Genomic DNA, 15,761 nt, shown 5'->3' on the forward strand with positions numbered 1-15,761 from the left:
GGGTATTAAGAACTGATGGGTGACCAAAACAGATATAGTTATAAAGAAAGGGTGTATAATAATGGAAAGTTTGATAATGATTAATAATGAAACTGGAGACGAATTAAATCCATATACGTTGAGTAAGACTCAGAAGGAATCTGCATATAAGAAGGGGACAATTTATATATGTAAATGTTGTTATCCTGAGAAACAATTGAAATATCATTTTTCGGCAGATTTAAGACTAATACCATGTCATCCAGAATTTGCTAGACAACATGATGAGGCCTGTAGGAAAAATGAGGACTATCAAAAAAGAATAGCATATGCTAATCCGTTGCAGCAGGATGAAGATGGAAAATTAGTTGCAAGAGTTTATGAAAATTTATTTGCTAGACCCAAAAGAAGAGAAGTAGAAGCAGGAGAAGAACATAAAAAAAGAAGAGATATTGTACATACAGAACAACAAAAGATGAGATTGTCTGCTTTAGTAAAGAAGATTAACTTAGAAGTTTCGTATCGCCAAGCATGCAGATTTACTTTGAAAGAAGGCGATGCAGATGAAACGAAAATAAAGTTAAAATTGGAAAAAGAGTTTAGCAAAGAAGTCTATGGACAAGCAAAGGATGTAAGGATTTCCAATAGAGGAGGAACTGTTGCAGGATGTTCATTGGATAAAAATGGAGTTCAATTTTTTTATAATAGACTAACAAGTATTAAAATTGTATCTTATTCTATTAATGAAAAAAAATCTAATTATGAAGAATATACAAGTATATCATATCAAGAACTAGTAAATATAAAGACTAACAATGACAATAATGATATAAGGAGTTATTTTTCAGTAAAAATTAATGGTTACTATGTTAAAATAACATATGATGCGTTAAGAATTGCCATGAATCAATATGAAAGCACTTATAATAATAAAATCCTTGATTTGGAGAATGATATTATCATCGGAGCCGGATATCAATATGAAAGTGAAAAAACGTATAAAGATAAAAACAATAATATACGAAAAGAGGGAGAAATAGATAGGCTCACGTTGTTGCTTGTTAATAAATATGGCATTTTTTGTGAAAGTTCATATGAAGTAAAGTGTTTTGATGTAATTATGGATTATATTATGAATGGAAAACTATACCAAGAAGTTAAATTTTACAAACCATATTCATTTACTAAAAATGCATATGGTGATGCTGAATGGTTGGAAGATGGAATCATAACAGTTAAAGGATGTAAAAAAGTTGGCATTGTTGAAGTTTTTGGCATGATGAGAAATGAGGAATATCAAGAGAAAACAAGATTGAAAGAACAATACGCAAAAGAAAATGAAGATAAGTTTGTTTTTTTAACATGGAAACCACAAAATGAATCGGAGGAAGACCTGTTAAATAGGCTTATTAGATGTATTGCAGATATTAGAAAATCAGCATATGCATAATTTTATAACTCGACAAAACATAGTGAACACGTTATAATGCTCATACAAGGTCAAATTCTCCTTATCCCAAGGCAACGCCCTTTATCCTCAAGGGGCAAAAATCTTTAGCCTAGGGAATGAATAAAATAACGAGAAAATAAAGACCTTGTAGAGCGGAAAAACCGTTCTATGAGGTCTTTTTCTTTTACTTAAAACCATGGAGAAAGCCTTGAAAATAGAGGAATATCGAGAGATAAGAGAGAAGAAAGAGAGAGTAAGCCAAGAACTTGAAGGAAGTCCTAAGAAGCCTTGAAAGAGAAAATAGGTGAGGATAAAGGATTTTGCCTTTTGAGGATAAAGAGGGTTGCCTGAATATAGATTAGAATGCCGAAAGCCTGTATTTATGCGGGCTTCCGGCATTTGTTTTATCAAATGGCTCTAGTTTGGCTCTATTTGTGGGGAGAGTAATTGAAATTGATTGGAAGGGAGATAAAAATGAAACAGTTATCCGAGAATGATGCATATGAAAATTATTATCAATTTGTAGGTGCTACAAAATACAGAAAACCTCTTTTTTATGACAATGAGATTCGTGATAGATTAAGTTGCATTATAGCAGACATTTTTAATAAAAAAGAAGAGATAGAGTTAGTTGAAAGTACAGTTGCATATAATCATATTCATGTTTTGATAAAAACGCAAGTAGATCCTTCTAAAGTAGGACAACTTTTATTTGGGGCTTCGTCAAGAATATTGAGAAAAGAATTTCCTGTTCTTGTAGAACAAATACCAAAAGGTTTATGGGGTGGTAAGTCATTTGAACCTATTGTTGATAAAAAACACCTTGATAATTGCATTTCATATATTAGAAGACATCAACCTGATAACACAAAGATATAAACAGGTTTATTGCAGAATGAAAAGAGGAAAATGTTATTGTGCCATTAGGATTAAAAAGAGAAGCAGGAACTTGCTGCAGTCATGGAGCGATATGGTGTGGAATGGCTGCAAAAGGGTACACATGAGAAGCATTTGTCAGTGCTTGAATTTGAAAAGAAAGAACGATCAAAGGAAGTAGCAGAATTGGATAGCCAGAAGCAGGAAATATCTTCGGTAGTTGCACAGCTTGGAAAAGCGGTTTCTGCAAAGAAACAGGAATTGCAAAATGTTACTATAGAAAAGGAACTGGCTGAGAAAGCTATACAGAGGGCAAACGAAGAGAGAACTACAGTACAACAGGAGAAGGGAGTATTGCTTGCAAGTAATCAGAATTTGAGAATGGAAAACTCAAGACTTGAAAGCTACAAGGACAGACTTCGCATGGAAAATCATGATTTGAAGCAGAAACAGTTACAGTTGCAGACAGATAATGAAGAACTGGAACAACGGCATGAAGATTTACAATATACGAATAGTGAATTAAAGAATGTGAATGATCAGTTGTCTATTGATAATTATTCCTTGGAGCAAAGGAATGATGCGTTGCAATCGGATAATCAGGCATTAAGACAGAAATACAATGATTTGCAACAGAATAATGTTCAACTTGAAAGGCAACAGAATGAGCTTAAGAACAATATAGAGCAGATGGTGCAGTCAGAGCAGTTATTACAGCGTGATGTAAGGAAGTATGATGAAGCACCTGAATGGCAGTTGCCGGAACCGGGAGCATTTGCAAGTGCTAAGTCATTTCGGGATAAGGTAGTGATGCCATTTATGAATAAGCTTAAGACATTGATAAAGAATCTGACAATCCAGTGCGTAAGGTTGAAAGAGGAAGTAATACAGCTTCGGAAGGAAAAGAAGAGATTGTCAGATGATGTGGAGTTTTTCAAGGGCAAGATTAAGGATATGAGTGATAGGACAGAGCTGTTGCAGGAAAAGGCTGATGATCTGGAGCGTGTGAAGAGATATGCTGGCGCAGAGCAGATTGATACGATTATTCGTAAGGTAAGGGAACAGGAGCGTGCAGAACAGCAAATAAGGCGGTATGACAGGTCTTATGGAACAAGATAATGGGAAGGATGGATTGATGAGATGAAAGATAATCGAATGGATAATATCGTGGAATGTGCTTATAACATGGATAACGGCTATGTTGAGGTGTGGTTTACAGATGGAAATATGTTGCGGATAAAGTGCGAAGAAGTAGAGGCTGCTCTGAGGACAACAGAGCAGTCACTGGCGAAGCTACATAAGCTGTTAGATAACAAGCCAATAGAGTATGTGGCAATGGCTTTGTCAGGGGAGATGCAGGCATATTGTGATATTGAGGATGATATGGTTAAGGGAATGCTCGGGACGATTGTGCAGGGGTATCTGAAGAAAGGGTATAATAGGGCTACGGCGGAAATGATGGCTAGGGAGTTTTTTTAGGTATGAGAGTTGGGAAATCTATTACGAAAATTGCCTATATAATTTTGGGTGATAATATGTTAAAATTAAGTATCATACTAGATTTTATGAAGGAGAGGAGAAAATATGAAAGAAGAGAATAAATTTTCATTGAGACATATAGTAGTAGCACTTGTTTGTGCAATTGTTGGAATTTTGTGTATGTGGTGTGGAAATCCATTAATTAGCAATGTTGGGTCTGTATTATTAGTATCCGGTATATACACGATTATTGATAATATGTACCTAAAAAAAACGTTAATAGAATTGGTAATACAAAAGGTTAGCCTTGATAAGGAAATAGATGATACTGGGTTAATAAAAATTGATTCTACTTTAACAGATATAAACTATAAAGAACAATTTGAAAATGCAAAGACCAATATTGATATTGTTCATAATTATGCAAGGACATGGACAACAAATAATTTTGATTTTATAAAGCAAACGGTACTAAATACTGAATGCCAATTACGGGTTGTTTTGTTGAATCCAAAATCACCTTTTGTACCAGCATTGGAGAAACATTATAACTATTCAGAAGGACATTTAGTCGAACTCATCAATGAAGTTTCGGATAAATGGAAATCTCTATATGATGAAGTGGAAGAAAAAAGACAAAAGTGTTCAAAAAGAAGTAATAGTTCATATAAAAATAAGAAATGTGGTACAGTGGAATTGTATTATTTTAATGGTCAACCAACAAATTCTTTGTATCGAATAGATAATAAAATGATAGTGGTAAGTTGTAAAAGTTCAAAGGAAAAAAGTGTATTTTTACCATATTCAATATATCAGAATAACGGAGAAAAAGGCTTATATAAAGTGTATTTGGAAGAAATCGAAACTATTATAAAAGAAGCTGAAAAAGTTGAATTCAAGGAGGCTGACTGATGTTACAAATAATTGAAAAAGAGTGTGATATATCACAAAAAGAGAAGGATTTTTTTGCTTCAGCGGGGTATGTTTGCATTGATACTGAAACAACAGGATTGGATTATTTGAGAGATGAACTTTGTACTATACAGCTTTTTTGTGATGGATGCAGCATAATTATTAGATACAATTGCAACTTTGAATATTTGAACTTAAAAGAACTGTTATATTCAAAAGATGTGCTTAAAGTTTTCCATAATGCAGTTTTTGATGTATCGTTTTTAATGAAAAATCTTAATATGAATTGTTTTGGAAAATTAGTATGTACAAAAATTGCTTCGAAAATTGTGAACGGTTTAGAGCATAATAATTCATTGAAACCGCTATTAAAGGAATATTTGAATGTTGATATTGATAAATCAGAGCAGTTGTCTGATTGGTCTCAAGAGATATTAACCGAGAGACAAAAACAATATGCAGTTAATGATGTTCAATACTTGTATTGTTTATGGAAAAAATTGAAAAAAGAACTTATTGATAAGGAATTGGAGGAAGTGGCAGTAAATTGTTTTCAATTTATTCCCTGCTACAAGAAAATAACAGATTTGGGAATAGATAATATATTTAAATACTAAAATATGATGGTTTTAGATTATTATTTTATTTGGCTCTATATTGGCTCTAAAAATTTTAGACGAGGTACACAAAAATACAAATTAGGATGAATATGAAGAATAAAACATACAAATGTGTACAAAAAAACAGCTAGATAAATCTTTTCGCCCAAGAGTTTGAATAATTTGATATCCCAGGGCAATCCCCTTTATCCTCAAGGGGCAAAAATCTTTAGCTTAGGGAATGAATAAAATAACGAGAAAATAAAGACCTTGTAGAGCGGAAAAACCGTTGATATGAGGTCTTTTTCTTTTACTTGAAACCATGGAGAAAGCCTTGAAAATAGAGGAATATCGAGAGATAAGAGAGAGCAAGCCAAGACCTTGAAGGAAGTCCTAAGAAGCCTTGAAAGAGAAATAAGGGCTGAGAAAAGTGATTTCTTTGGTGAATTGGAAAATTAAATTCCAGTCCATTCACCCAAAAACTGGAACTTAGTATTGCAAAATATATCCTAGAAGTTAGTGTTGCAACCCTCTTGATATCTGGTTATAGTTGTGGCTCAGCAATAGAGTCCGGATGGCGTTATCCAAGGAGAATACCATGGCTAAGAATGCACATCTGGTTCTTGATGAAAGAGCCACAATAGAAGTTCGCTTAAGAGAACGAGCTTCATTTACTGAGATAGGTAGGGAACTTGGCAAGGACCCTTCTACTATCTCAAAAGAAGTCAAACTCCATAGTCAGACTGTACGTAAAGATTCCTTCAATCCCTGCAGCAAGCGAAGTACCTGTGATGAATACGGAACAGCATGTTCAAAGTGCAAACTACAGTATTCAAAAAGCTGCAAGAGATGTCCTCGTGTAAAGTGCTACGAGCATTGCAAGCAGTTTGAGGTATTGGTTTGTAACAAACTGAAGAAACCACCATACGTTTGCAACGGCTGTATCCAACGGCAATCCTGTAAGCTAGAGAAGCATATTTATTCTGCCAAATCAGCTCAGAAGAATTATGAGACTATGGTAAAAAGTTCCATCCAGTTAAGAAGTATGCAATTGATTTAGCTGATATGACCCCGTCAAATCGCGATAAGTGGTTGCCATCTACACGCAAGTGGTATCTGAAGATAGAAGGTTTATATCGCGATTTTATTGAAAAGGAAGCTGTGAAAAAGGATTTTCAGTTAAGTCAGGAATACTGTATGATTTTAACTATTCGAGATCCAGAACATACAGCTCCGGTTTATGATGAAGTGACGCAACAACTTACAAATCGCAACTTTATTCATCATGATGTGAGAGTAAGAAATGTAGTTCATGTAACCAATGAATAAAAGTATGTTTAGGGCTCGAATAATAGAGCTTTAAATATAAATGCGGTATTGCTCTGCAAAGCAATACCGCAACATCGGATACACAGTTGGTATTCCGAATCTTGATAGTTCAAATAAATTATAGCGAAACTGTACTTCTATTTCAAGATATAATTCCCAACTGAGAAAGGTATGGTATTGAAAATGGGAAAGACAATTTGAGTAAGAGTCACTGCAAAACCAATATCAAACAGAAGAGTAAGAGTTAAGACTTCGTTGAGTAGCGGTGGGACAACCAGAACAAAACACAAACAATCAAAATGAAATAGGAGGGCTATTTTTATGGCAACAAACAGACCAGTTGGAGATAATTCTCGAGTGGGAGCAGTTAGAGGTAGATCGCAGGTATATAATCCGACAACGGGATTATGGACTAAGCGAGATGCACAAACAGGAAAATTCATGGATGTAAAAACATCTAGTAACACACCTTTTAAAGGGGTAAGAAAAGAGAAGTAATATAGTAAAGTATCAGGCAAGGAAGTAATATGGCAAAGTCATTTTGCTTCCTTGCTATGTTATAATGAAAACTGTTGTTTTTATGGAGGAATATATGAGAAAAAAGAAACACAAGAAGAAAAATAAAAATATGAAAAAAAGAGAAATACAAAAAATGCAGGTAGAAAATCAGCAGGAGGTGTTGGGTGCTGATGTTGATAAAAATCAGGTAGAAAACCAGCAAGAGATATTGGTAGATGCTGCTGAGAAAGAGCAAAGAAGAACAACCCGATTAGGAGCAATTATAGCTATTGTTGCGGTGATAGGAACGTTGTGTGCTTTTTTATTTAAGATGACGATTAGTTTTTTAAATGTGTGGTCGGAGCAGGGGGTAATGTATTGGTATTTGCAAGCACTTTTTTCATTTGCATTATCAACATCAGTTATTATATTTATTGACATAGTGTTGTATGTAATAAGTGATCTAAAAAGGTACAATACGCTGGATCAAAATTATAAGCAGTATGATCAGGAATCAGACAACAGATACATGTACTTACTAAGTGATTTTAGAATATATACAATAATGATTATTTTTGTATTCATTTTATCTATTCCATTATCTGCAATTTATGGAGAGGAGAGTCAAAAATGGAGTGGGATTTTGGTCTCTTGTCTGTGTGCAGTTGTTGGAATTGTTCTTGTTGTGCATTGGGTAAAACATAAGAGTAAAGAGGAAATTAAGAGAATTCTTCTGAAGGTAGGAGGAAAAATTGCAGAATGGATGTTTGTAGCATTATTATGTTTTACTATAAGTGCTATATTTATTGTGAATAATAAAGCAACAATTAGTGTAAGTTATAATGCTGATGGTATAGTGGAAATTTGTAATACATCAGCAGAAAACTATAATGGACTGGATATAGAAATATGGAATATGGATGGAGAAAAAATTTACACAGAGTCTGTTGAAAAGGAAAAATTGTTGTTTGCACGAGAAGATAAGTACGTTAATAATGAAGTTGAAGGTGAAAAGGTGGCAGAAGGAATATTAATAAACAGTGAATGTTTACATTGGAAATATATGTTTGATTTGAAAGAAGTAATAAATGAATCGGGTGAGTATTGTGTTTCAATAACAGTATATCAAGATGGTAAAAGTGCTTTTTTGATTAATTCATTATCTGTAGAGAATAAAGAATATATTTTTGCAAAAGACAGTATGGAAAAAGACTATTAAAAATGGTGCTGGGTACAATTTGGGTACAGTAGTTTAGAAATCACATTGACGAGATGTAAAAATGTATCAAAATGATACGACTTCAACACCTGATAACATTAGATTAATATGAAAAATCAAACCCGAAAAAGAGTTTGAGTAGTAAACTGTAAATTAGCAAACTCTATTATCCTGAAATTAGTAAACTTCATTATCCCGTCATAGGTAGAGTCCTAAACATATTTTTTGGTATGTTTGGGGCTCTTTTTTTAATGGAGAAAGTGGGTACATATCAATCCGTATGGCAGGATCATCAGGGGATTTTGTCAAAGTTAACAAAAATATTATAAATATTTTATTAAATATTCCAGATAGACAACATATATTTTTTCTGATACTATTACATGCAGTTATTAAATAGTTACGAATCAGAAGGATTGTTACTGAAATATTTATTTATCGTCAGGCAAGACCTTATAGTAGTATAGGAATAGGTTTTCTATATACTGTAATGGCCTTTTTTTATTTGTCTGGCAGCGGGGGAACAGGAATATGGTTATCTATAAGATTTTGAATAATAATCTGATACTGTCCAGGGATGGACAGGGACATGAAGTTATTGTAAAGGGCTGCGGAATTGCCTTTCAGAAAAAGAAAGGACAGCAAGTGGAGGAGTCCAGGATCGAGAAGATCTTTACTGCGGAAAATGCCCAGATCAGCAAGGAGATACAGGGTTATCTGACTGCTATTCCGGAAAAATATCTGGATTTTGTGGGAGCTTTTGTAAATGAAGTGAAGGAAAAAGAGGGGATGAAATTAAATGACAGTATTTATTTTTCCCTTAGCGACCATATCATGGGTGCAATCTCCAGACTTGAAAACGGGATCCGCCTTCAGAATATGCTGCTTCTGGATATCAAGCAGCTTTATCATAAGGAATATGAGATCGGCTTGGAATTACTGAAAAAGGTAAATGAGATGTTCGAGGTAGATCTTTCTGCAGATGAAGCAGGATTTTTTGCATTGCATTTTGTGAATGCGGAAGATGGCGGCAAGACGGACAGCTATCAGATTTCCATTATTGTACATCATATCCTGGACATCGTGGAGAAGTATTATGACAATATGGAATTTCAGGAGGATAATCTGTATTATCAGCGGTTTCTCACGCATCTGAAATATTTTGCCCAGAGATTCCTTCATAAAGAGTTTCACTATGATGAGAATCAGGAGCTTTTCAAGATCATCAAGGAGCAGTACAGAGAAGCTTATGGCTGTGTAAAAATGATCTATCTTATGATGGAAGAGGAATATAAATACGCTATGACTGAGGACGAAATGCTGTATCTGACGATTCATATCCAGAAGATCACAGAAGACCATAAACGTCTGAAAAATCTGTGAAAAGAGATTGTTTTATAAATTAGGTGTTAATGGATTGTTACTGAAATACGTGCCATGTGCGTATCTTTTCAGGCAAGACCTTTAATATAAATTTCAATATTTATTATTAAAGGAGGTCCCCAAATGAAAAAGGACTATGCAAAAACTGCAGACACACTGATTGCAGCGCTGGGCGGAAAAGATAATATCACCCGTCTATTCCACTGCATGACAAGGCTTCGTTTCTATGTGAAAGACAGATCGAAGATCAACGAGAAAGAGATCTTAAAGCTTTCTGAGATCTCCGGCGTTAACTGGCATGAAGATCAGTTCCAGGTTATCGCAGGAAACGAAGTAAACGCTGTTTACAAGGCATTGGAAGACAAAGGCGTTCCTACCGATGATGCACCGGCAGCGAACTCTGACAGCTCAAAGAGTGTTGTTTCAAAAGTTATCGATGCCATCACCGGATGTATGACCCCGATGATCCCTGCCCTGACTGCAGCCGGTATGATCAAAGTTGTACTTACCCTGCTGACAACTTTTCATCTGGTATCAGAAACAAGCAGTACCTACCAGGTGATCAGTTTTATCGGAGATGTTACTTTCTACTTCATGCCGTTCCTGATCGCAGCAAATGCTGCCAAGGTTTTCCGCGTGAACCAGTCACTGGCGCTGTTTATTGCCGGTGTTTACTTAAGCCCTACCTTTGTAACTATGGTAGCTGGTGATGCGGCCATCACACTGTTTGGTCTGCCGATCACAAAAGCAACTTATTCTTATTCCGTTATTCCGGTTATCCTGATGGTATGGATCACACATTATATTGAGATTCTGGTTGATAAGATCACACCGAAAATGGTAAAACTGATCCTGAACCCGACACTGGTAATTCTGATCAGTGCACCAATCGCCCTGATCGTAGTTGGACCGATCGGAACAATTATTGGTAATGGACTTGCGGTAGCCATCAACTTCCTGTCCGTAAAACTTGGTTTCATTATTGTAGGTATCCTTGCAGCAACCTTCCCGTTCATCGTTATGACCGGTATGCACCATGCGCTGACACCGATCGGACTGAATGCCATTGCAACCGGTGGTAGCGATACACTGATCTTTGTATCTCAGGTATGCTCTAACCTTGCACAGTCCGGAGCTTCTCTTGCAGTAGCTGTAAGATCCAAGGACAGCAACATGAAACAGCTGGCAAGTGCAGCCGGTGTTTCCGCTCTTATGGGTATCACAGAGCCTGCTCTGTATGGTGTTACACTGAAACTGAAAAGACCGGTTGTAGCAGCTTCCATCGCAGCCGGAATCGGTGGTATCGTAGGAGGACTTCTTCAGGTTTCTCTTTACATTGCACAGAATTGTATCATGGCAATCCCGGCGTTTATCGGCGAGAAGGGATTAAGCAATCTGATTTATGGAATCATTATGATCGTGGTATCTTTTGTAGCTGCTTTTGTTCTTACACTTATCTTCGGATTTGAGGATGTAAAGGCTGAGACAGAGGATGAAGTACAGAACACAGATACAGAAAAACAGCCGGCACAGCAGAACGCTCCGCTTGTAGATAAGATCGAGCTTTGTGCACCGGTAGCAGGAACTGTAAAAGCACTTTCCGATGTTCCGGATAAAACTTTTGCTGATAAGGTTTTAGGTGACGGAGCAGCGATCGTTCCATCAGAAGGAAAGGTTTATGCACCGGCAGATGGTACGGTGGCAAATATCATGGAGAGCAAACATGGAATCATGTTTGTGACAGAAAGTGGAGCAGAAATTCTGATCCACATCGGACTTGATACTGTAAATTTAAATGGTAAATATTTTAAATCCCATGTTTCTGAGGGAGATAAGGTAAAAAAAGGAAAGCTTCTTGTGGAATTCGATATGGATGCCATTAAGAAAGAAGGATATGATCTGATCACACCGGTTGTTGTGACCAATATTTCTGATTATATCAAAGCAGTATGCATGGAAAAAGAAGATGCAGCTGTAAATGCAGGAGATAAATTTCTGACTATTGTATAAGAATAACAACGAAATATCAGGCGGAGATAACAGATCCGCCTGATGTTTGTAAAAAGGAGAAAATTAAAAAATGAAAAATTATAACCGTATGCCGGAAAAATTTCTCTGGGGCGGAGCAACTGCTGCAAACCAGTATGAAGGCGGTTGGGATGAGGATGGCAGAGGCCCGTCCATTGCAGATGTCCTGACAGGAGGAAGTGTGGATAAGGAACGTCGTCTTACACCGCCGGCACCGTTACCGGAAGAATTTTATCCCAATCACCAGGCAACTGATTTTTATCATCACTGGAAAGAGGATATTGCTCTTTTTGCAGAGATGGGATTTAAGGTATATCGTTTTTCTATTTCCTGGTCCAGAGTGTTCCCAAATGGGGATGAGGAAACTCCAAATGAGAAAGGCCTTAAGTTCTACGACAATGTGATCGATGAGTTGAGAAAATATAACATTGAGCCGCTGATAACGATCTCTCATTATGAGAATCCCCTTCATCTTTCTCTGGAGTATGGCGGATGGAAAAACCGTAAGATGATCGATTTCTATCTTCGATTTGCAAAGGTCTTATTTGAGAGATATAAAGGTAAGGTAAAATATTGGCTGACTTTTAATGAGATCAATATGCTGACGCAGGACTTTGGTGCGGTATTCTGTGCAGGAATGCTGGACCCGAAGGATGTATGTGAGCAGAGCCGTTATCAGGCAATGCATCACCAGCTGGTAGCAAGTGCACTTGCAGTTTCCATGGCTCATGAGATCAATCCGGAGTTTATGCTTGGCTGTATGCTTGCTTATCACAATGGTTATCCATATACCTGCCATCCGGATGATATCTTATATGCACAGCAGTTTGGGCAGATCCACAATTCCATTGCCGGTGATGTTCATGTAAGAGGATATTATCCGGGATTTGCAGCGAGATACTTTGAGGAGCACGGAATCCAGCTGGAGGTTCTTCAGGAGGATAAAGAGATCCTCAAGAAGGGTACGGTGGACTTTTTCACCATCAGCTATTATTCCAGTAGCTGTGTCAGCGTGACAAAGGACGGAGAGAAAACGGCCGGAAATGGAAGTGACAATCTGAAAAATCCATATCTGAAAGCTTCCGACTGGGGCTGGCAGATCGATGCAACTGGTCTTCGCTATGTTCTGAACCAGATCTATGACCGCTATCAGATTCCAATCATGATCGTGGAAAATGGTCTTGGGGCGGTGGATCAGCTGACAGAGGATGGAAAGATTCACGATGATTACCGTATTGAATATATGCGCCGCCATATAGAGCAGATGAAGGAAGCAATCCATGACGGAGTAGATCTGATCGGCTACACCTGCTGGGGCTGTACAGATCTTGTCAGTGCCTCCACCGGAGAATTCAAGAAGCGTTATGGTCTTATCTATGTAAATAAAAATGATGACGGGACCGGAGACTTTTCCAGAATCCGCAAAGATTCTTTTTACTGGTACAAAAAAGTGATTGAATCCTGCGGGGAAGAGTTTTAACTGAATCAACTGCGAAGCAGTTATCTGGTGTAGAATTATGTAGCGAATGCGGTTGCTTTTATCCGGTTGACGATAAAATCCTGGAGTATGACAATGTACTCCGGGATTTTTTGGGAAGGTTGACTTTTACACGGTAAAGTGTAATACTTATTGTAAGTGACGAATGTGATGAGTGTTTTTTATGCCGGATGAAAAAGTACTGCAGGTAGCGATACTTATATGGGGATGTGTATTTTGTGCCATAGTTGCATTATGTATATTTCTGAGCAGTAATTATGACAGGGAAAAGCGTCGGTATCTTATCCTGATGGAGAGTTTTGCTTCCCTGTTATTGCTGATGGATGCCATGGCACATATTTTCAGCGGATATCCCGGAGTTCCGGGCAGTGTGATGGTCTGTATTTCGAGTTTTCTCGTATTCCTTTTAAGTGACGTATTCCTGCTGTGTTTTCACATTTATGTGTGTGTTTATCTGTTTTCGAAGAAAGAGCGGAGAACATTAAAAAGAGTAAAAGCCGGATATGTTATTGCTGCCGCAGGGGCTGCTTTTGTGGTGATCTCGCAGTTTACTCACTGGTATTATTACATAGATGGGGATAATTGTTATCATCGGGCATCGTTATATATTATGTCAATTCTTCTTCCGGCAGCAGGCTTGCTCATTGATCTTACGCTTCTGTTCCAGTACAAAAAGAGAGTCAGTCGGAAGCTCCTGTTCTCTATGCTGTCATGCGTTGTACTTCCGGCAGTGGCGGCAGCTGTGCAGGCATTCTGGTATGGAATGTCGCTGATCGAGTTTTCTGTTGGTATCTCCATGATCATTATGTTTATCGTGACGATGACGGAGCTGAATCAGGAAATGTATCAGCTGATAAGCAGAGAGGGCAAGATAAAGGAAAGACTTGAGATCGCAACGATACTGAATAAATGTATTGCTGAGCTGATATCAGGAGAAGATGAAGATGCGGCGATTTTGTTTCATGGTGTTCTCCTTCCCAAAGATACTTAGCACCATCAAGCAGATCAATGATAGCTGTAAGCATATTGTTATAGTCGGTCTGTAGTTCCTTAATTTCATCATTGGTAGGAAGATTGCTTAAATTTTGTTGATTACAGCAATTAGTAAATGCTTTCTGTATTTCAAGTAATTGCAGATATAATGCATTAACAGTCTGCACAAGAGGATATATAGTTTCTTTCTTGCCGACAACGCAGATGCGGTTATAGATGCAGGAACGGACAAAGTAATCTTTCTTCATCATGCCACTGGCAAGAATGCGGGCTTCGATTTATTTGCGTTCAGCATCGCTGATTCTAAAACTTATAGTTGGATGTTTGTGTTGATTGCTCATGGTAAAGCTCCTTTCATAGTGGGGTGACAGCAGGTACAGTTAAGCACCCGCAAGCCATATTTGATTATTCTGAAACGCTTGAAAGGATATATGGGGTATGCAAACATAATATCTGTCATATACATGGGATAAGAGAGATAAATTATGAAGAGCAAAAACGTAAGGATATGGTTTCAATTGGCAAGGATTATAGTAAACTGATTATTGGATATGAGGAAAAATTATTAAATTTAAAAGAGCATAATTTACTTTATAATGATGAAAACATAAGAAATGCTATTCATATTGCTAAAACGGGATTAATAAACGATACGAATCAAAATATATTTCATGAAAAAGAATTTTTTGAAGATATCGAAAAAGCAGATATTCAGTAGGTTTATCGTATTCAGATGTAGATATGCCATATGTTAAGGAAATATGTGATAGACTTAGAAAATCGAAAAAAATGAGAGCGAGTAGGTGGTATCTTGAAGAATATGATTCAGTTGAACGCAGAAATGAATTTAAAAGAAAAATTACAAAAGTAGGATATAGTGGTAATTTCGCAGAATTTAAAATGTAGATGTATTAGAGTATATGTTAAGACTTTAAACCAGTCTCTTATGTAAAAGTGAGACTGGTTTATTCGTATAAGATATAATTGAATCATCAGCTGTGCAGGTGTGCCAACAAACGTTTTAACTTACAATAAAAAATCGCCAATGTTATACTAAGTATAGGTTTGCCAACTATATTAAAGACAAAGGAGACTATCATAAATGAATGTTAATAGTTTGGCACATACAAAGTGGAATTGTAAGTATTATATTGTATTTGTGCCCAAATACAAGAAGTCATATCTATACAGCAGAGTAGTATGCATGGAAGAAAAACAGAGTATGGTGAAATAATATTTAAAAATATATTGTTGCCTATTGTTGACATGAATTGCCAATAATGGTATATTTACCAACAAAAAAAGGAGAACATACACATGAATCAGAACTTATATTCAAGACGTTATATGTACATGTATTACGGACGTACACAGCTATAAATATGCAAGGTTAGTGCATTAGTTTATGGCGTGTAGGTCTTTTAGTCTAGTGCATAAAACCAGAATATAAGAGATGATTTAACACATTTTATATCTTAGATTGGAAATATCGCACTGGACTTTGAGGGTTTAGTGCGA

The 15,761-nt window shown here is 36.6% G+C and carries 13 protein-coding genes and 3 pseudogenes; 15 read left to right on the forward strand and 1 reads right to left on the reverse strand.

Annotated features, from left to right (window positions below; genetic code table 11):
- Positions 1-76: 76 nt before the first annotated feature.
- The 13 genes and pseudogenes from DWX96_RS01325 to DWX96_RS14210 all read left to right on the forward strand — a co-directional run bounded on the left by DWX96_RS01325 (position 77) and on the right by DWX96_RS14210 (position 14,241).
- Positions 77-1,429, forward strand: a complete 1,353-nt coding sequence (locus DWX96_RS01325; RefSeq protein ID WP_118056557.1) for a hypothetical protein — start codon at positions 77-79, stop codon at positions 1,427-1,429.
- 474 nt (positions 1,430-1,903) lie between these two features.
- Positions 1,904-2,308, forward strand: coding sequence for a transposase (locus tag DWX96_RS01330; protein WP_118056556.1), 405 nt, complete (start codon positions 1,904-1,906; stop codon positions 2,306-2,308).
- 81 nt (positions 2,309-2,389) lie between these two features.
- Positions 2,390-3,424, forward strand: a complete 1,035-nt coding sequence (locus DWX96_RS01335) for a hypothetical protein (RefSeq protein WP_199535164.1) — start codon at positions 2,390-2,392, stop codon at positions 3,422-3,424.
- A gap of 21 nt (positions 3,425-3,445) precedes the next feature.
- The gene (locus tag DWX96_RS01340) at positions 3,446-3,784 is read left to right on the forward strand and encodes a DUF6061 family protein (protein ID WP_118056555.1); all 339 of its coding nucleotides are present in this window, start codon (positions 3,446-3,448) and stop codon (positions 3,782-3,784) included.
- 105 nt (positions 3,785-3,889) lie between these two features.
- A complete protein-coding gene (locus DWX96_RS01345) occupies positions 3,890-4,696 on the forward strand; it encodes a hypothetical protein (protein WP_118056554.1) in 807 nt (268 codons plus the stop codon).
- Positions 4,696-5,313, forward strand: coding sequence for a ribonuclease D (locus DWX96_RS01350; RefSeq protein WP_118056553.1), 618 nt, complete (start codon positions 4,696-4,698; stop codon positions 5,311-5,313). Before DWX96_RS01345 ends, DWX96_RS01350 begins: the two co-directional genes overlap by 1 nt.
- 580 nt (positions 5,314-5,893) lie before the next feature.
- Positions 5,894-6,331, forward strand: a pseudogene (locus DWX96_RS01355) (helix-turn-helix domain-containing protein); the annotation flags it as partial.
- Positions 6,332-6,945: 614 nt separating this feature from the next.
- Positions 6,946-7,122 carry a hypothetical protein gene (locus DWX96_RS14340; RefSeq protein ID WP_181968100.1) on the forward strand — a complete coding sequence of 59 codons (177 nt, stop codon included), beginning with the start codon at positions 6,946-6,948 and terminating at the stop codon, positions 7,120-7,122.
- Positions 7,123-7,216: 94 nt separating this feature from the next.
- On the forward strand, positions 7,217-8,341 hold the full coding sequence (locus DWX96_RS01365) for a hypothetical protein (RefSeq protein WP_118056550.1): 1,125 nt from the start codon (positions 7,217-7,219) through the stop codon (positions 8,339-8,341).
- A 531-nt stretch (positions 8,342-8,872) separates the two neighbouring features.
- A complete protein-coding gene (locus DWX96_RS01370; protein WP_118056549.1) occupies positions 8,873-9,724 on the forward strand; it encodes a PRD domain-containing protein in 852 nt (283 codons plus the stop codon).
- Positions 9,725-9,847: 123 nt separating this feature from the next.
- Positions 9,848-11,734 (forward strand): beta-glucoside-specific PTS transporter subunit IIABC, encoded by a 1,887-nt coding sequence (locus DWX96_RS01375; RefSeq protein ID WP_118056548.1) that lies wholly within the window; start codon positions 9,848-9,850, stop codon positions 11,732-11,734.
- Between the two features lie 70 nt (positions 11,735-11,804).
- Positions 11,805-13,232 carry a glycoside hydrolase family 1 protein gene (locus DWX96_RS01380; protein WP_118056547.1) on the forward strand — a complete coding sequence of 476 codons (1,428 nt, stop codon included), beginning with the start codon at positions 11,805-11,807 and terminating at the stop codon, positions 13,230-13,232.
- Between the two features lie 181 nt (positions 13,233-13,413).
- Positions 13,414-14,241, forward strand: coding sequence for a hypothetical protein (locus DWX96_RS14210; RefSeq protein ID WP_158561800.1), 828 nt, complete (start codon positions 13,414-13,416; stop codon positions 14,239-14,241).
- Here DWX96_RS14210 and DWX96_RS14860 read toward each other — a convergent pair.
- Positions 14,198-14,584: pseudogene (locus DWX96_RS14860) on the reverse strand (plasmid mobilization protein); the annotation flags it as partial. The gene DWX96_RS14210 and the pseudogene DWX96_RS14860 overlap by 44 nt on opposite strands.
- A gap of 23 nt (positions 14,585-14,607) precedes the next feature.
- On the opposite strand from DWX96_RS14860, the gene DWX96_RS01390 reads away from it, so the two are divergent.
- Positions 14,608-14,961: a hypothetical protein gene (locus DWX96_RS01390; RefSeq protein WP_118056546.1), complete on the forward strand. Its 354-nt coding sequence runs from the start codon at positions 14,608-14,610 to the stop codon at positions 14,959-14,961.
- A gap of 384 nt (positions 14,962-15,345) precedes the next feature.
- Positions 15,346-15,441 (forward strand): annotated as a pseudogene (locus DWX96_RS14470) (IS200/IS605 family transposase); the annotation flags it as partial.
- Between the last annotated feature and the right edge of the window lie 320 nt (positions 15,442-15,761).

This window comes from Roseburia sp. AF22-2LB (assembly GCF_003461125.1).
GTDB lineage: Bacteria > Bacillota > Clostridia > Lachnospirales > Lachnospiraceae > Roseburia_C > Roseburia_C amylophila.